The sequence below is a fragment of the Pseudomyxococcus flavus genome (assembly GCF_050038885.1).
GTDB classification, from domain to species: domain Bacteria; phylum Myxococcota; class Myxococcia; order Myxococcales; family Myxococcaceae; genus Myxococcus; species Myxococcus flavus.
The window spans coordinates 378,795-395,413 of the sequence record NZ_CP143624.1; the positions used below are offsets into that span (position 1 = coordinate 378,795).

14 protein-coding genes are annotated in these 16,619 nt (G+C 70.3%); 2 read left to right on the top strand and 12 right to left on the bottom strand.

What is annotated here, in order from left to right; genetic code table 11:
* Window positions 1–5 precede the first annotated feature (5 nt).
* The 3 genes from lpxC to ruvB form a co-directional block, all read right to left on the bottom strand.
* Window positions 6–950, bottom strand: a complete 945-nt coding sequence (gene lpxC, locus VZL07_RS01465) for a UDP-3-O-acyl-N-acetylglucosamine deacetylase (protein ID WP_426753518.1) — start codon at window positions 948–950, stop codon at window positions 6–8.
* Between the two features lie 470 nt (window positions 951–1,420).
* Window positions 1,421–2,896 carry a hypothetical protein gene (locus VZL07_RS01470; RefSeq protein ID WP_426753519.1) on the bottom strand — a complete coding sequence of 492 codons (1,476 nt, stop codon included), beginning with the start codon at window positions 2,894–2,896 and terminating at the stop codon, window positions 1,421–1,423.
* Between the two features lie 6 nt (window positions 2,897–2,902).
* A complete protein-coding gene (gene ruvB / locus VZL07_RS01475; RefSeq protein ID WP_426753520.1) occupies window positions 2,903–3,934 on the bottom strand; it encodes a Holliday junction branch migration DNA helicase RuvB in 1,032 nt (343 codons plus the stop codon).
* Window positions 3,935–4,161: 227 nt separating this feature from the next.
* Here ruvB and VZL07_RS01480 point away from each other — a divergent pair, with 227 nt between their 5' ends.
* Complete coding sequence (locus VZL07_RS01480) at window positions 4,162–5,241, top strand: hypothetical protein (protein WP_426753521.1); 1,080 nt, start codon at window positions 4,162–4,164, stop codon at window positions 5,239–5,241.
* A 24-nt stretch (window positions 5,242–5,265) separates the two neighbouring features.
* Here the strand turns inward: VZL07_RS01480 and VZL07_RS01485 are convergent, their stop codons facing one another.
* From VZL07_RS01485 to VZL07_RS01505, 5 genes are all read right to left on the bottom strand, one after another.
* Window positions 5,266–6,792, bottom strand: a complete 1,527-nt coding sequence (locus tag VZL07_RS01485) for an ELWxxDGT repeat protein (protein ID WP_426753522.1) — start codon at window positions 6,790–6,792, stop codon at window positions 5,266–5,268.
* A gap of 273 nt (window positions 6,793–7,065) precedes the next feature.
* Window positions 7,066–7,674: a Holliday junction branch migration protein RuvA gene (gene ruvA, locus VZL07_RS01490; RefSeq protein WP_426753523.1), complete on the bottom strand. Its 609-nt coding sequence runs from the start codon at window positions 7,672–7,674 to the stop codon at window positions 7,066–7,068.
* Entirely contained in the window at window positions 7,671–8,246 is a 576-nt protein-coding gene (gene ruvC / locus VZL07_RS01495; RefSeq protein ID WP_426753524.1) for a crossover junction endodeoxyribonuclease RuvC, read from the bottom strand. The genes ruvA and ruvC overlap by 4 nt, the downstream gene beginning before the upstream one ends.
* 24 nt (window positions 8,247–8,270) lie before the next feature.
* Window positions 8,271–9,020: a YebC/PmpR family DNA-binding transcriptional regulator gene (locus VZL07_RS01500; protein WP_426753525.1), complete on the bottom strand. Its 750-nt coding sequence runs from the start codon at window positions 9,018–9,020 to the stop codon at window positions 8,271–8,273.
* Window positions 9,021–9,105: 85 nt separating this feature from the next.
* On the bottom strand, window positions 9,106–10,365 hold the full coding sequence (locus VZL07_RS01505; protein ID WP_426753526.1) for a response regulator: 1,260 nt from the start codon (window positions 10,363–10,365) through the stop codon (window positions 9,106–9,108).
* Between the two features lie 105 nt (window positions 10,366–10,470).
* On the opposite strand from VZL07_RS01505, the gene VZL07_RS01510 reads away from it, so the two are divergent.
* The gene (locus VZL07_RS01510) at window positions 10,471–11,193 is read left to right on the top strand and encodes a hypothetical protein (RefSeq protein ID WP_426753527.1); all 723 of its coding nucleotides are present in this window, start codon (window positions 10,471–10,473) and stop codon (window positions 11,191–11,193) included.
* Between the two features lie 89 nt (window positions 11,194–11,282).
* Here VZL07_RS01510 and VZL07_RS01515 read toward each other — a convergent pair whose 3' ends face one another.
* From VZL07_RS01515 to rtcA, 4 genes are all read right to left on the bottom strand, one after another.
* Window positions 11,283–11,525 carry a hypothetical protein gene (locus tag VZL07_RS01515; protein WP_426753528.1) on the bottom strand — a complete coding sequence of 81 codons (243 nt, stop codon included), beginning with the start codon at window positions 11,523–11,525 and terminating at the stop codon, window positions 11,283–11,285.
* 59 nt (window positions 11,526–11,584) lie between these two features.
* A complete protein-coding gene (locus VZL07_RS01520; RefSeq protein WP_426753529.1) occupies window positions 11,585–14,074 on the bottom strand; it encodes a CARDB domain-containing protein in 2,490 nt (829 codons plus the stop codon).
* Between the two features lie 382 nt (window positions 14,075–14,456).
* On the bottom strand, window positions 14,457–15,311 hold the full coding sequence (mutM, locus tag VZL07_RS01525) for a bifunctional DNA-formamidopyrimidine glycosylase/DNA-(apurinic or apyrimidinic site) lyase (RefSeq protein ID WP_426753530.1): 855 nt from the start codon (window positions 15,309–15,311) through the stop codon (window positions 14,457–14,459).
* 147 nt (window positions 15,312–15,458) lie between these two features.
* The gene (rtcA, locus tag VZL07_RS01530) at window positions 15,459–16,478 is read right to left on the bottom strand and encodes an RNA 3'-terminal phosphate cyclase (RefSeq protein WP_426753531.1); all 1,020 of its coding nucleotides are present in this window, start codon (window positions 16,476–16,478) and stop codon (window positions 15,459–15,461) included.
* Window positions 16,479–16,619 lie beyond the last annotated feature (141 nt).

Sequence of the window (16,619 nt, forward strand, 5' to 3'; positions counted from 1 at the left end):
TGCAGTCAGGCGACCAGAGGCTCGAGGTCCAGCGCGCCCGCCAGTCCAGAGAAGCCCAGTCCCATACCCTCCAGCTCGCGGCGGCGGGCCGGGACAATCTCATAGCAGCTCGGGTCGGACATCACCTTGCGCACCAGCTTGTGGTTGAGCGCGTGACCCGTCTTGTACGCCGTCATGTGGCCGATGACGGGACGGCCGAAGAGCGACACGTCGCCGATGGCGTCGAGAATCTTGTGGCGGACGAACTCGTCCGGGAAGCGCAGGCCGTCCGGGTTGAGGATGGACACCTCGTCCACGACGATGGCGTTCTCCAGCGAACCACCACGCGCCAGGCCCAGCTGCTTCAGCTTCTCCACGTCCTTCAGGAAGCCGAAGGTGCGCGCCCGGGAAATCTCGCGCGCGAAGTCACGGTCCCCGAAGTCCAGGTCGAACGACTGGCCCTGGATGACGGGGTGCTCGAAGTCGATGGTGCAGCTGATGCGGAAGTGCCGCGCCGGCGTGAGCGAGGCCTGCTTGTCACCGTCCACCACGGACACGGCCTTGCGGATGACCAGCAGCTCCTTGGGCGCCTCCTGCTCACGCACGCCCGCGCTCTGGATGAGCGCCGCGAAGGGCGCCGCGCTGCCGTCCATGATGGGGACTTCCGGACCGTCCAGCTCCACCCGGAGGTTGTCGATACCCATGCCGGCCAGCGCCGCCATCAGGTGCTCCACCGTCCCCACGCGAACACCGTCACGCCCCAGCGTCGTGGCCAGCGACGTGTCCACCACGTACTCGGCCAGCGCGGGAATGCACAGCGGACGGGCGAGGTCCGTGCGCACGAAGACGATGCCGTGGCCCGGGGGCGCCGGGCGCAGGGTGAGCGTCACCCGGGCACCCGAGTGGAGGCCGACGCCCTGCAGTGAGGCGGTCTTCGAGAGGGTGCGCTGGTTGTAGGAGGACGGTCGCATTGTGGGTGTCGCCTCGTGGCTGCTCGGTGCTGCGGGACTTCCGCTCCAGGCCCCGCCGGAGGGGCCGGAATCGTTCATCAGTGGTCTGATGCGACGCGCGAATCGAGCAAGCAGCATGCCACTACCTCGTGACATTCCCAGCAACTCCGAGGGGCCTCAAACATGCTTCAAGCCTTGGGAATTGCTTGGCTTTTTCGTGCGTCGTGCTGGGTGCCGGTTCCGGCCTGGCACCCCTCCTCCTTTTGCGGGCTGCTGAAACCCTCCTGAACCGCGACACCGATGTCGGGGATTTGTCATCCCCGCCCTTGGCGCCCCCACGCCCTAACCCGCCCCCATCAACCCGTGTCTTCCATGCAACACGGGCGCGTCCATAGCGCAAGGAAGTCAACGAAGCAAACACGCGCCGTGAAAGCTGCCCCCACGAGAGGGCTGGCCCTCGGGCCGTGCAGTAGTTACGCGACATCGCTGTATCAGCGACCCGGGGCGGAGAGGAAGCGGTCCCGCAGGGCCTCTGCGTCCTGGCGATCGAACCCTCTGCCCTGGAGCAGGGTTCGCCGGCTGACGGCGTGGAAGGTGGACTCCAGCGTCTGGATGAAGCGGCGCAGGTCCTCCCCGAGCCGGGCGCGGATGCCGGGCCCTTCCGGCGGCCAGGGCAGCTCCACCAGCAGCGAGGTGAAGCGGTCGAAGGCGTCGTAGTCGCCGTAGCGCAGCAGCTGGTAGCTGCCGTCGTGGAAGTAGCCCAGGAACCCCTTGAGGGCGTCCAGCGCGCGCTCGGCGGCGGGGACGTCCTCCGCGCGCAGGTGGGACTCGGCGGCGCGGCACAGCTGCGCGTACACCCACAGGTCCTTGCGCAGGCGCAGCGCCGCCTCCTGGGGGTTCATCAGCTCGTCGAAGACGCCTTCGGCCAGGCCCCCGTTGGGCGCGAGCGCCTCCACCAGCGCCACCACCTGGGTGCGCAGCACCGTCGTGAAGGCGGTCGCGGCGCGCAGGGGGGCCTCCGCGTCCCGGTCCAGGTTCACCAGCACCTCGCGGGCCACGCGCTCCGTCTCCCGGGCGATGTCGCGCGCCGCGCGCAGGGTGGCGGCCTGCAGGGCCTTGGAGCCGGCCTTCGGGGACAGCTCCGCGTGCATCCACGACGCGAGCGAGTTGGCCTCGCTGCGCACCAGCGCCAGCAGCACGCGCACGCGCCGGGAGAAGGGCGGCTGCTCCTCGGCGTCCACGTAGGCCAGGTAGTGCAGCAGCCGGAAGAGGCCCAGGAAGGCGGTGGCGAAGACGGTGCGCTGCTCCTCCGGGAGCGCGGCCAGCGTGTCCAGCAGCCGCACCGAGCGGAGCCGGTCGTACTCGACGCGGAACTCCAGGGGGCGGAAGGGGCGGAAGTAGCGGTTGAGGACGATTTCCCGCAGGGACAGCTTGCCCACGTCCTGGAACAGGCCGAGGTTCGCCGCCGGCAGCTTCAGCAGGTGGTCCAGCAGGTTCTTCAGCGCGTCGAAGGCCTCGCGCAGCACGAAGAGGCTCTCGGGCGGCGTCTCCTGGTCCAGCTGCTCCTCGATGAGGGCGCGGCGGACGCGGTCGTCCGCGAGCTGGGTCTCCACGTACTTGCGGAAGACCATCTTCTGGTCGCTGTCCGGGTCCTGCAGGTGGCGCGCGACGCGGATGACGCGGTCCATGGCGTCGCGCACGTCCGCCAGCTCCTCGCGAAAGTCCCGGGTGACGAGCGGCCGGTCGCGTGCGTCCACCACCGTGTTGAGGTTGAGGTAGCGCTCCACCGCGCGCAGCAGCATCTCGAACTCGAAGAGCAGCTCCTCGCGCCCCTCCACCGGAATACCCCGCAGCCAGCGCTCGCGCTCGGCGAGGAAGCCGGCGCGCGAGGTCTGGGAGGCGCGCATCAGGTCGGCGTAGAAGTCACGGGCGACGCGGGGCGGGGCGGGAGGCGTGTCCTGGCTCATGGCATCTCAGAAGAGGCTGCCCTGCGGCGTGGGCGGGGGTTGCTTCTTGAAATACTGGTAGGTGCGGTGCGTGGCCATCCGGCCCCGCGGCGTGCGCTGGAGGAAGCCCTCCTGCATGAGGAAGGGCTCGTACACGTCCTCGATGGTATCGCGCTGCTCGCCCACGCTGGCGGCGATGGTCTCCACCCCCACCGGGCCGCCGCCGAACTTGTCGAGGATGGTCAGCAGAATCTTGCGGTCCATGGCGTCCAGGCCGCTGGCGTCCACCCCGAGCCTGTCCAACGACTTCTTCGCCAGCTCCAGCGTGATTCTGCCATCACCCTCCACCTCCGCGAAGTCACGCAGCCGGCGCAGCAGGCGGTTGGTGATGCGCGGCGTCCCCCGCGAGCGGCTGGCCACCTCGCGCGCGGCGTCCCGCTCCAGGGGGATGCCGAGGATGCGCGCCGAGCGGTGGAGGATGCTCTCCAGTGCCTTGGCGTCGTAGTACTCCAGGCGCTCCTGAATCTGGAAGCGGTCGCGCAGCGGCGAGGTGAGCAGGCCGGTGCGCGTGGTGGCGCCAATCAGGGTGAAGGGCGGCAAATCAATCTTCATCGCCCGGGCGGCGGGCCCGGTGTCGATGGTGATGTCCAGCCGGAAGTCCTCCATGGCCGGGTAGAGGTATTCCTCCACGGCGGCGTTGAGGCGGTGGATTTCATCGATGAAGAGCACGTCCCGCGCGTCGAGGTTGGTGAGCAGGCCGGCCAGGTCGCCCTTGCGCTCCAGGGCGGGACCGCTGGTGACGTGGATGCCCACGCCCAGCTCGTTCGCGATGATGTGCGCCAGCGACGTCTTGCCCAGGCCCGGTGGGCCGGAGAACAGGCAGTGGTCCAGCGCGTCTCCACGGCTGCGCGCGGCCTGCACGTATACCCTGAGCTTTTCGACGACGGGCCCCTGCCCCACGTACTCGTCGAACGAGCGCGGACGCAGGGAGGCCTCGAGCCGGACGTCCTCGGGCAGGACCTCTTCCGAGAGTGTGTCGGACTTCCTCGCCATGACCATCCGGACCCTATACAGGAAGGGCGCGCCTGTCGCCGCACATCTGGTGGCGAGCCCCTCCGGGAGCCGCCGGCCCCGCCAGCCAGGCGGGCAGAGGGAGGGGAAGGCGGCTCCTCACCGAGCGTTTCCAACACATTCCCTCCGCCGACACCCCGAGGCGATTGAAGTGCTCCGGGCGTGTGCGAGATTCCAGCCCGTGAAGCAGGTCTTCGTCCACCCCCGGTGACCGCATGAACATGAGCCCTGTGTTCCGCCCCCTCCCCTCGCTCGCCGGCGCGCGCGCCGAGCCCGTCCCGGGGCTCCGGCTGCAGAAGCTCCGCCGGGCGGCGCTGGACGCGCGCGAAGCCTTCGTGAAGGAGGGCCCGGTGGCCGCGGTGGCCACGTGCGACCTCGTCACCTTCCCCTACCCCGCCCAGTTCGCCTTCAGCGGCGCCGCGCTGTCCCCCGCGCCGTACGTCATGCTGACGAACCGGATGCAGGTGGTGCAGTTCGTGGACCGGGAGGGCGCGCGGCGCACGCTGCTCTTCAACCCGTCCGACTACGAGCGCGGCGTGGCGGCCCCCTTCTACCGCGCGCTGCGCGAGCGCTACGGCGCCTTCGTCTCCGACAAGGTGATGTCCACGCGGCACGGCTCGGTGCAGAGCCACCTGGCCGCGCTGGGGCTGACGCCCGCGGACGTGGACTACCTCGCCTTCGACCACCTCCACATCCAGGACCTGCGCGGCTGGCTGGGCGGTGACGGCATGCCCGCCTACTTCCCCCGGGCCCGGCTGCTGGTGCAGCGCGCCGAGTGGGAGGTGGTGATGGACCTGCACCCCATGCAGGCGGTCTGGTTCGTCCCCGGCGGCGCCGACGTCCCCCGCGAGCGCGTGGTGCTGCTGGACGGCGACGTGTGGCTGGGCCAGGGCGCGGCCCTCCTCAGCACGCCGGGCCACACGCGGGGCAACATGTCCCTGGCGGTGGCCACCTCGCGCGAGGTCTTCGTCACCAGCGAGAATGGCGTGGCCACCGAGAGCTACACGCCGCTGCAGTCGGCCATCCCCGGCGTGCGCCGCTTCGCCGAGCACATGGGCTGGGAGGTCGTCCTCAACGGCAACACGCGCGAGGACTCCCTGGACCAGTATTCCTCCATGGTGGTGGAGAAGCTGTTCGCGGGCACCTCGTCGGTGGACGGCGCGTTCGTCAACTTCCACCCGTCGTCGCAGCTCACCGCGCACGTCATGGCACCCGGCCTGTCTCCCACCGTCGTGCTGCCCGCGCCCAACTTCGGGGACGTGCGCCCCACGCCGGCCTCGCGGCGCGCGGCGTAGCCCGAGCGCCCATGGAGCCCGTGCTCAGCAGTCCTTGCTGAAGCACAGCCACCAGGGACGGAAGGGCACCGCATACAGCTCCTGATCCCGGTCCCCATCCGAGGCGACGAAGAAGACGTTCCAGCCGGCGCGGACGAACCCGAACGGATTCGACGAGGCCTCCGCTGGCGCGATGTCCAGCAGCCGGCTCGTCACCCACGGGTGCCCCGCGCTGTACCAGACCTCGCGTCCGCGCCCCGCCGTCTCGGCGGAGAAGAACAGCCAGCCCGACTCCGCCGCGAGCCCCATGGGGGCGCTCCCCACCGGCCCCGGCTCGAGGTCGCGCACGAGCTCCGTTCCCCGCGCCGTGCCGTCACTGCGCCACAGCTCACGGCCACGCGCCCCGTCGTCCGCGGAGAAGTACAGCACGCCGTCCATCACGACGAGCTCCTTGGGCATCGAGCCCTGCGGCCCGGGCCACAGGTCCCTGACGAGCTCCGTTCCGGCCGCGCTCCCGTCGCTGCGCCACAGCTCGCCACCGTGCATCATGTCGCCCGGGTTGCCGTACCAGTCGTTCGCCCCCGCCAGGAAGTACAGCACGTCGTCCATCGCGGTGAGGTCCGACGGGTAGTCGCCCGGGAAGACGCGCACCCGCTCCGCCGACGCGGGGGCCTTGCGCGCCACCCACAGCTCGCCCACCTCCGTGCCCGGATCCAAAAGGAAGAAGAGGTGCCGGCCCGCCGCCGTCAGTCCGAAAATCACCCCGGCCCCCTCGCGGGAGAAGAGCCGCCTGGGCGCGCCCTGCGGCCCCACCCACCACAGCACCGTCTCGCTGGCATCGGAGGACACCAGCGCCAGGCCCTTGTCCCACGCCGTCAGCTGGCTCAGGGACTGCGCGCCCGCACCCGGCAGGAACGCGTACACCAACGCCGTGCCCTTCTCCGTGCCATCGCTGCGCCACAGCGCGCGGCCGGACAGGCCGTCATCCGCCGTGAAGTAGAGGGCACCGTCCACCTCGGTGAGGAACTCCGGCGCCGAGCCCACCGCCCCGGGCCGCACGTCCCGCACCAGCTTCGTGCCCGCCGCCGAGCCATCCGTGCGCCAGAGCTCCGCGCCGTGGATGCCGTCGTCCGCGACGAAGTAGACCCAGGGCCCCACCTGCGTCAGGTCCCTCGGCTGCGAGCCCGAAGCCCCCGGCTTCAAGTCCTTCAGCCGCGCCGTCCGCTGCGTCCCCGCAGTGCTCGCCCACAGCTCCCGGCCGCTCACGCCGTCATCCGCGCTGAAGACGAGCCCCCGGTCCGCCCGGGCCAGCTCCTGCGGCTGCGAGCCCGAAGGCCCCGGGCGGATGTCCTGTACCCGGCTCGCCACGTCACTGCACACCGCCCAGGGCTGGGACAGCAGCCACGGCGACAGCCCCTCCTCGTCCTCTGTCACCAGGTCGACAGCCGCCTTCGACCTCGGGGCATCGCGCAGCTCTTCCAGGCCCGCCCCCGCTTCCGGTGTGGGCTCGCACCCCACCACGCCCCCACACATCAGCACCGCCCACACCGGCATCGCACGCCATGACGTCATGAATGCAACCCTCGTCTACGGCGTTGCGCCGGACCTCGCCGCTGGAGCTGGAAAGTGTCACTCACGTCGCAGGCCCCTCGTCCGCCCCCAGGTAGGAAATCGCGTCTGCTGTCCGCCATCACGCGACGCCTGACGACGGATGCCGACAGGGTGACACTGGGGCCGTCCAACCCCAGACCCCTTCAAGTTCTCAACAGGAGAGAGGCCAGTACGGCCCAGGCGACGCCCCGGATTTCGCAGTCACAGCGCCGTCACACCGAAGTGTCGCGCGGTTCAGCCTCCGGAGCGCAGCGCCTTGAGCGCCTCGCGGAACAGCGCCTGGAAGGTGGCGTCCGTCCCCAGGCGCTCGCCCGCAAGGTCCGCGGCCTTCTCCGCCTGGGGCTGCTTGTAGCCGAGGTTGAGCAGCGCGGACACCAGGTCCGAGCGCGCGCCACTGGGCGCCGCCGGCGCCGTGCCACGCGACACCGCTTCCAGGTGAATGGTCTTCACCTTGTCCTTGAGCTCCAGCACCAGGCGCTCGGCGGTCTTCTTCCCCACGCCGTGAATCTTCGCCAGCCGGGCCACCTCGCCCCGGGCCAGCGCCGCCACCAGCTCGGGCACCTCCATGCCGGACAGCACCATCAGCGCCAGCCGGGGCCCCACGCGCGACACGCTGTTGAGCAGCTGGAACACCTCCTCCTCGCCCTTCGACAGGAAGCCGAAGAGCTCGAAGGCGTCCTCGCGCACCACGGTGCGCACGCGCACGTCCACCGGCTGCCCCTCTTCCGGCAGCTTCCCCAGCGTCAACGAGGAGAAGTTCACCCGGTAGCCCACGCCACCCACGTCGATGGTGGCGTCCTCCAGGTCCTTCTCCAGCACCGTCCCGCGCAACCGCGAAATCATCTCGCCTCCGGGCGCCGGTACGCGGGCGCCAGCCGGTCCGCAAGCAGCGACGCCGCGCCCTTGCGCTTCTTGCCCGTCGAGGCCGCCGCCGGCACCGCGGCCCGTCCATGGTTGAGGTGGCACAGCGCCACCGCCAGCGCATCACTCGCGTCCGCGCGCTCCAGCGCCGACGCCTCCAGCTCCAGGAACGTGCGCACCATCCGCGCCACCGCGTCCTTTCCGTCCGCGCCGCCCGCGCCCACCGCCTTCTTCACCTTCGCCGGGGCGTACTCGAAGACGGGCAGCCCCGCCTGCGCCGCGGCCAGCAGCGCGACGCCGCGCGCGTGGCCCAGCACCAGGGCGCTGCGCGCGTTCCGGAAGGTGAAGACGCCCTCCACCGCCACCGCTGCCGGCCGGTAGCGCACCAGGGCCGCCGTCAGCGCGCCGTGCAGGTCCTTCAGGCGGTCCGCCAGCGGCAGCGTCGGGTCGCCCTTGATGACGCCGTGGCCCACGTGCACCAGCCGGCCCCGCTTCTCCTCCACCACCCCGAAGCCCATGAACCGGCTTCCCGGGTCAACGCCAAGCACGCGCACGTTCCACTCCGTTCCAGACCGCCGCTACTGCAACAACGACTCCAGCATCGCGTCTTCGATTTCGTAGTTCCCGTGCACGTTCTGCACGTCGTCGTTCTCCTCGAGCGCGTCCAGCAGCTTCAGGAGCTTCTTCGCGGTGTCCATTTCCAGCGCGACGGTGTTCTGGGGGAAGAACACCCACCGCTGCTGTCCCAGCGGCACACCGGCCTCCTGGAGGCGGCTGGCCACCGTGTGCAGGTCCGCCGCCGCACAGCGCACCTCGGCGCCCTCGTCCCCCAGCATGATGACGTCCTCCGCGCCCGCCTCGATGGCCCGCTCCATCAGCTCGTCCTCGGTGGGGCCGGATTTCACGCTGATGACGCCCTTCTTCTGGAACATCCAGGCCACCGCGCCCTCGGCGCCCAGGTTGCCCCCGTAGGCGTTGAACGTGGAGCGCATGTCGGCCGCGGTCCGGTTGCGGTTGTCGGTGAGGCACTCCACCAGGATGGCGACGCCGCCCGGGCCGTAGCCCTCGTACGTCACCTCCTCGTAGCTCTCCCCCTCCAGCTCGCCGGTGCCCTTCTTGATGGCGCGCTCGATGGTGTCCTTGGGGATGTTGGCCTCACGGGCCGCGGCCAGCGCCACGCGCAGGCGGGCATTACCGGCCGGGTCTCCACCACCGAGCCGCGCGGCGACGGTGATTTCCTTGATGACCTTGGAGTACAGCCTGCCCTTGGTCGCGCCCATCGCGGCCTTCTGGCGCTTGATCTTCGACCACCGATTGTGACCGGACATGGTGGGTGTGCCTCGGCGGGCGCCCAGCGGTTGGAGCACTCGCGCCGGGCCTTGTCCCCCACCGGGGGCCGCCGAGTCAAACCCTTCAAACGCCCGCGTCGTCGGACCGCACAGCGCCGTCGAGGCCCCCCACGCCACCCGGTGCGACCCGGGACTTCTTGGGGAAGTCGAGGATGACGGGAGGCTGCGTCCCCCCCACCAGGGTGAGAGGCTCGGCGCCGAACTCCGCGCGAGGATTGGGTACGTCGGCCCCCTCCGAGTCCACCGCCACCGCCTCCACGGAGGGCGCGGGCTCGAAGAAGCCGGGCACCGTCGCGCCGCAGCGCGCCCGCTCACGCTCTTCCACGAGACACGCCGGCACCAGCACGCCCAGCGCGAACAGCCGCGTCGACGCCTCGTAGGCGACCGCCTCGGGGAACGGACACTCCAGCAACATGGCGCGCAGCGTGCGGCGCCCGTCGAAGAGCCGCACCACCTCGCCCACGTCCTCGGGCAGCGACGACAGCACCTCCGCCAGCCGGGCGAAGTCCACCGTCAGCCGTGACGCGAGCGGAAGGCCCCGGGCACGCAGCGCGTCGAAGCGCTCCAGGCCCTGCAGCACCGTCTCGCACAGGTAGGGCCGGTCCATGGAGAACGAGCCCTTGTGCAGCTCGGGCCCGAGCATCACCGCGTACTCGCCGCGGCCGAAGCAGAGCATGCGCCGGAAGGCCAGGCTGCCGCGCTCGCCCTGGAAGACGGCGTCCACCACCAGGCCGTGCCGGAAGGCGAACCAGCCCTGGCCCTCGGTCATCACCACGCGGCCGGAGCGGACGCCGGCCAGAAGCGCCCGCGCCACGTCCGGCAGCGGGAGTCGCTCGGTGTGAGACTCGACGGCCGCGTCACCCGTGCACCGGCCCGCCTTGAGCAGGGCCAACGCCACCACGTCGCGCACGTCGACAGGCAGGGCCAGGTAGTCGTCCGCGCCCACGCCTCCCGCGAGGTCGCGGTGGAAGTCCTCCTCGCGCCGTGACAGCAGCAGCACCGGCAGGTGCGCGGTGCGAGTGTCCGCGCGGACCTGGCCGCAGAGGCTGAAGCCGTCTCCGTCCGGCAGCTCCACCGCGGAGATGACCAGCTGCGGCGCCACACCGTCCTCCGCCAGCGCCTCCAGCGCGGCCAGCGCCCCCGTCACCAGCAGCACCTCGAAGCCCGCCTCCGCCAGGGCCGCGGCCAGCGCCGCCTGCGTGCCCGGCTCCGAGTCCACGAGCAACACCCGAGGCCTGCCGCGTGACGCACGGCGACGCAGCCCCATCTCGGCCGGGGTACCCGGTCCGGCGCACTTGGAAGGTTGTGGCAGCGCGGTAGCCATGAATTCCGAAATCTTCGCGCCAAGCCGGACAAATTCGCAAGGAGCATACAAGCCCCTGGAATCGTTGGGTTTCCGCTCGCCACGTCGCGGAGTAGGGTGTGCGGCATGATGCGCCCAGGCTGGTTCGGTCCCCTCCTCTCCGCCCTGTTGCTGGTGTCCCTGGAGTCCGCCGCGCAGGCGCCGGTCCCCACCTCCAATGCAGCTGCGACGCATGGCACCCAGTCGGAAGCGGCGTTGCTGCGAGGCTCGAGCGAGGACCCGCTGGGCGCGGTGCTGGCGCCGGTGACGCTGCCGGACGGGGCCACGGCGCTCTATGGCTTCGTGGGCGCGCCGGAGCTGGGCGTGGGCTTCCGGCAGGGAATCTCCGGCTTCGAGCTGGAGGCCCGCGGACGGCTCCAGTGGTTCCAGCTGTCCGCGGCGCTGGAGGTGGCGGCGCGGCGCAAGGTGCTGGAGCAGGGCGCGCTGTCCCTGGCGCCCACGCTGGGGCTGGGCGTGGTGTTCAACTCGGGCGCCACGTACATGGATGACCGGAACTTCTCCGGCGTGCTGCTGCGTGTCACGCCGGGGCTGGTGGCGGGCTGGCGCGTGGCGGACACGGTGTCCGTGCTGGGCCTGGTGGACGTGCCGGTGGACATTGGCCTGTCCAATGGCGAGTCACGGCGCATCCAGGCGCTGGGCGGCGGCGGCGTGGAGGTGTACCTGGGCAGCAACCTCTCGGCGCTGGCCGCGGGCCAGCTCGGGGTGGAGTCCTTCCAGGAGCGCGCGGGCGAGAGCCACACGCGCCTGGGCTACAGCGTGCGGCTGGGCCTGGGCGCCCGGCTCTTCTGACGCACGTCAGGACGCAGCGCTCCCGCGCCTCGAGCAACCCCTGGCGTGACAGGCCCTGCACCTCGGCGGTGTGCGTTCGGCAGCCCGCGTCAGTCCGGCAACGGCGCCTGCCGCGGCGTCCCCATCAGCTCCAGGGTCCGCAGCGCGACCTGGATGAGCGTCTGCGCACACGGCTCGCATCCACCACCGCAGCAGCGTGGCCAGCGGCCCTCGGGATTGCGCAGCAGCGGCCGCACGCAGGACACGTAATAGCTGGGGAAGCCGAGCTCCTCGCTGGCGCGAACCAGCGCGGCTTCGAACGGCGGTGGCGAGGAGTTGGTGACGTCGGACACGATGGAGTCATAACAGCCACCGTGTCCGATTCCCACCCGTCTGCACGCCGCGTACGGGCTCAGGGCGTGACGAGCACGCGCGCTCCCACTTGCGAATCATTCGCCACCACGAGGTCCGGCGTACTGCCCGCCCTCACGTTCGCGCCCACGTACCAGACGTCTCCAGCGCTCACGTTGGCGATGGAGCGGACCGACCACGTCTGGCAGAGCCCGGGCCCGAGCGACACGCTGACCTGCCCCACGGCAACGTCTCCAGACGTCTCGAGGTGCTCGTCCCGCGAGAGGTAGGTCGTCAAGATCGCGCCGCTCCCCGGAGCGGCGCCCCGATTGCAGACAGTCACCGTCGTCGTGAACGCACTTCCTCTGCGAACGGAGGAGGGAGCGCTGACCGAGGCGACAGCGAAGTCACTCCCCTGCCCCACGGCCATGGGGACGGCGAATGACAGTGCCTTCCATTCGGCCTCGGATCTGGCGGCATACCGATACCCGAGCTGCGCCACCAGCCTGTAGGGACCATCCCGCGCGACATCCGTCGAGCCAAACAGCATGAGCTGCGAGCAGGCGCCACTCGCCAGCTCTTGCTGCGTGCTCGAAGCGGAGAACTCGGCCACGGGAAAATCATCCTCCGTGCGAAGGGAGAGGCGGATTTGGGTAGGAGGCTGAGGCAGCGGACTCCTGTTGCACACCGTCACGGTCGAGATGAAGCCCGTATTGGCGAGCAACCCGGTGGGTGCTTGCACGTCGGTGATGAGCAACCCCGTCTGGCCCGTCACCTGGAACACTGCTCCTCTCACGAGGTTGTTCGACTCCATGACCTCAGGGACTGCATTGGCTTCATCCACCCAGGCCGTGAGCCGCCAGGCCCCCTCCTCCCAGGGCGCCGTCAGCTCCGCGTCCAACGTAGTGCAGCCCCCAGGCACCAGCGGGTCCACGGGCAGCGTCGTGCCCACCATCTGAGGCGAACCATGGGTGTCTGGCTCCGGAAGGAAGGACACCCACACCGGCACTCCGGGCGTCGCGACATTGCCCTTGTTGCACACAGTCACAGAAGCGCTCAGCAGCCCACCCTCCGACACGACCGGAACCGAGGCCTGGACCTGGGTCACCACCAGGTCGGGCCCCGAGCCAATCGCCACCTGCGGCCCCACGAGCGCATTGTCGTCCACATCCAGCTCGCCGCCTTCAGGGATGACGAGCTCCACGAGCGCCTTCACGTAGACGTTGCCAGCCAGCCCTTCCAGGGGGACCGTGCCCACCACGGGAAGCACCACACAGCCTTTCCCGAGCGCATCGAACGTGCGCGTTCCCACCCGCACACCAGTGCGGGCATCCGGGTCACCCGACAGCGCCACATGGATGGCCAACCGGCGCGCGGGGATGCTGCCGGTATTGCAGACCTTCACCTCCGTGGAGAATGAAGCGCCGGGCACCAGCGCATGCGTCAACGGCGTGACGCGAGCGACGCCCAGTTCCACCCAATCCCCCAAGCGAAGCTCGGCGGACCTGTCGTTGTTGTCCGCATGCGCCTCCGGGTGCGACCCCTCCGGATTCACCGTGGCCGTCAAGCGCCAGCGGCCCGCCGCATTCTCCACGGAACCCAGCGGTTCGTCCCATTCGACGCACTGGTTCGCGGCCAGCGCCGGGACGTCACGGCTCGCGACGCTCAGCACGCCTTCGGCCTCAGTCTCCAGGGACTGGAGCTGGAACCGCACCTGCGAGGCCTCCGCGGGCGCAGTGCCCTGGTTGCAGACAGTCAAACGCACCGGGAGGAGGCCGTTGCTCGACTCCACGGTCGGGACGTTCAGCGAGGCGATGACGTAATCGGGAACAGTGCCCACCACCTGGGTGGACACCGCGCTGACATTGTTCGTCACGTCATCCTCGGGCCGGCCGTACGCCGTGGCCGTGATGAATGCGAGGTGCCACCGGCCCATCTGCTCAATCTGGCCATCCAACGGGATGAGCTCGCACGCCCCAGCCTCGAGTGAAACGCCGAAACGCCAGTTCAGCAGGGCGTCCTCGGTATCGACGTGCATGTCGGCTGACAGGTAGAGCCCGACCTGTGCAACGCCATGTCCCATGCCCCGGTTGCACACGCGAGCTGTCGTCGCGAAAGATTCCCCCGGACGAGCCACCGCGGGCACCGACACCGACTCGACGACGAAGTCCGGAGGCGCATCGAACGTCACGGGAGCGCCGTCGTGGGCATTGTTCTCTTCGGACAGCTCGACGACACGCGATTCCCTGTCCACCAGCGCCCCGACAAACCAGGTGTTTGTCCGAACCGGCTCGCCTCGGAGCGCGACCGGCAGCAAGGCACACGCCCCCGCGGCCAACACGCCTGTCGGCACGCTTTCGAGCAGCGCGTCATCAGGGGAGAAACAAGGGTCACGGGAGGCGAACAGCGTCACGTCCGTGCGCGCCTCACGACGCCCCTCGTTGCAGACCGTCACGTCCACCTGATACGGCAGCTCACCATGGACGCGCGCAGGCGCCTGGATGTTCGTGATGACGAAGTCAGGCAAGTCGTTCGCGCGGGCCTCAGTCACGAATCGTGAGGCAACACGCGCCGCCGGAGGCAAGCGGTTGCACATCCCGGGCGTGACCGACGGAATGGCTGACACACGCTCAGATGTGGCAAGCACACTCCACGGCACCAGAGCGCCCAACGCTCCACCCAACACAAGCCCCCATCTCGATGCAATTCCTGACGGCATGATTCCCCCTCATGTGCACGCGTGCCTGCCACCCTGGCGGCATGACACCGGCGGCCCGAGGACGTGCTCTAGCACAGCCTCCTGACCACGAGCGACGCGGCCACTGAGTGCACCAAGGGAGCCGGTGTCCACAACGCCCCGGGCGCGAGTCCGCTTCAAACTGGAGGAGGATTCAGGGGTTCAACGGGTTCCCGAACGGTCGCACCGCCGCGAGTCACCACAGCGAGGACTGTGCGGGAAGCTCAGGCTGAGCCATTGCGGGCTGGCAGGTCGCGCACCAGTGCGTGTTCCGTCCGCCCACCCGCTGATGAGAGACAGGGGTTTGGCAACGTGGACATGGTGCACCGGCGCGGCCGAAGACGTTGCGGCGGTGCTTCGCCAGCCCCTGGACGCCGAAGAGGTCCCGCTGCGTCCCGCGCATGCGCAGGCCCTCGTCGAGCACGGCGCGAATGGCCTGCGTCAGCCGCGCCACCTCGGCGGCCGAAAGTGATGTGGCCATGCGACGTGGATCAATCCCCGCGCGCCACAGGCTCTCGTCCGCGTCCCGGTTGCCCAACCCCGCGATGACGCGCTGGTTGAGGAGCACCGTCTTCAGCGGGCTCTTGCGCCGCCGGAGCCGCTGGGCCAGCAGGTCCGGCGTGAAGCCGTCATCGAGCGCCTCGGGCCCCAGCTCGTCCAGCTTCAGACGCGCGGCCAGCTCCTCGGAGTGCGCCAGCGCGACGCGCGCGTACCCCAGCGAGTCCGTGAGGTGCAGCTCCTCGCCGCCCTCCAGCCCGAGCACCACCAGGGTCGACGGTGAGCGCTCGCTGCCCGTGGGCCGCAGCGCCAGTTCGCCAAAGAGCATGAAGTGGAGCGCGAGCACCGTGCCGTCATCCAGCGGCATGAGGATGAACTTGGCCCGCCGGGACGCGGAGGAGACCCGGCGTCCCCTCAAGGCTTCGACGAAGGCCGTTGGCTCGGGGAAGCGGACGACGGCCGGAGCCAGGACCTCGGCGCCAGTGAAGCGGCGGCCCACGACGGCCTGCCGCAAATCCCGGGTGATGATTTCGACTTCGGGAACCTCTGCCACGCGGACGTCTCCTCCGCACATGCATGGTGCGGAGGCCCGAGGCCGCGCCACGAAGACGTGCCACCCGCCAGCCGGCCTGGCCGCCCTCCAGGATGGAAGCAGACCGCCCCCATGAAGCGCCGTCAGGCACCGGGGGTCCGCGCCTCTCTACGAAGCGCGGACCTCGACCTCCCGCACCTCGCGAGACACCTCCCGGACCTGGACCTTCACGTCGAGGAAGTGGGCCATCGTGTGGAGCTGCGTCTGCGCATGGCCATCCAGCGGCAGCGTGCGGAAACTGCCCCCCTTCGCCAGGGCGAGCAGCAGCAGCAACTGGTCGCACAGGTGCTCCCCCACTGGCACCTCCGCGTCGAGGTAGCGCTTCACCTCCTCGGCCACCTGCTCCGCCACCACCTCGGCCCGCTTCCCGCGCTCGCCGAAGCCCGTGAAGACCTCCGTCACGTGCTCGCTCTCCACTTCGGCGACCAGCACGTTTCCCGGCCCGGGCGAACGCTTGAGCTCCTCCGTCCGGAGCTCGTCCGGCCGCCACTTCAACGCCGCCCCCGCCGTGTGCAGCTCCCGCTGCGCCACGTCGAACGGCACCATCGCAATCACGGCCTTCAGGTCACGGCGGAGCACCCGGCCGCGCTCCAGCAGGTGCAGGGGCTTCAGCGGCGCGGGCCGCACGTCGACGCGGAACCTGCCGCCACCCGCGGGGAAGAAGCCGGGCCGCGACAGGGAGGCCTCCACGGAGGGGCCCATGCGCCGCACCAGCGGCAGGTAGGCCCGCTGGAGGAAGTCGAACGGCGGGGCCAGGGGGTTGTGCGTTCCGCCTTCCAGCAGCAGCGTGGACGGCCCCTCCGCCAGGAGCAGCGCCGGCAGCACCGTCTGCAACACCAGCGTCGCGCTTCCCGCCGTGCCCACCGCGAAGTGGTAGTTCCCCGCGGCCAGGGCGCGCGGACGGAAGGTCAGCGCACGCGAGCCCAGCTCCGCGCCCGACACCTCCGCCGCCCCCACCGCCTCCGCGGCCTTCACGGACGTGAGGTGCTGGCGCAACAGGCCCGGCTTCTTCCGGCCCGCTCGGATGTTCTCGATGGTGAACGGCGTCCCCGTCACCAGCGACAGCGCCAGCGAGGTGCGCAGCACCTGCCCTCCGCCCTCTCCCAATGAACCATCGATGCGGACCATGTCCCGCCTCCTTGCTGCCCGCGATTCACGCACCATCCGGGATGCACTGACACCGCTGTGAAAATAGCGGCGCCCGCCTCCCCATCCTGGCGGCCTTTCGGCCTCTGGGGGAGAGCGGGCGCCTCGGTGTCTTCATCCCGG

What these genes read in the sequence shown, in the direction of transcription:
- lpxC (WP_426753518.1), bottom strand. Translation starts at nt 950, where the DNA reads ATGCGACCGTCCTCCTACAACCAGCGCACCCTCTCGAAGACCGCCTCA.
- VZL07_RS01470 (WP_426753519.1), bottom strand. Translation starts at nt 2,896, where the DNA reads ATGAGCCAGGACACGCCTCCCGCCCCGCCCCGCGTCGCCCGTGACTTC.
- ruvB (WP_426753520.1), bottom strand. Translation starts at nt 3,934, where the DNA reads ATGGTCATGGCGAGGAAGTCCGACACACTCTCGGAAGAGGTCCTGCCC.
- VZL07_RS01480 (WP_426753521.1), top strand. Translation starts at nt 4,162, where the DNA reads ATGAACATGAGCCCTGTGTTCCGCCCCCTCCCCTCGCTCGCCGGCGCG.
- VZL07_RS01485 (WP_426753522.1), bottom strand. Translation starts at nt 6,792, where the DNA reads ATGACGTCATGGCGTGCGATGCCGGTGTGGGCGGTGCTGATGTGTGGG.
- ruvA (WP_426753523.1), bottom strand. Translation starts at nt 7,674, where the DNA reads ATGATTTCGCGGTTGCGCGGGACGGTGCTGGAGAAGGACCTGGAGGAC.
- VZL07_RS01500 (WP_426753525.1), bottom strand. Translation starts at nt 9,020, where the DNA reads ATGTCCGGTCACAATCGGTGGTCGAAGATCAAGCGCCAGAAGGCCGCG.
- VZL07_RS01505 (WP_426753526.1), bottom strand. Translation starts at nt 10,365, where the DNA reads ATGGCTACCGCGCTGCCACAACCTTCCAAGTGCGCCGGACCGGGTACC.
- VZL07_RS01510 (WP_426753527.1), top strand. Translation starts at nt 10,471, where the DNA reads ATGATGCGCCCAGGCTGGTTCGGTCCCCTCCTCTCCGCCCTGTTGCTG.
- rtcA (WP_426753531.1), bottom strand. Translation starts at nt 16,478, where the DNA reads ATGGTCCGCATCGATGGTTCATTGGGAGAGGGCGGAGGGCAGGTGCTG.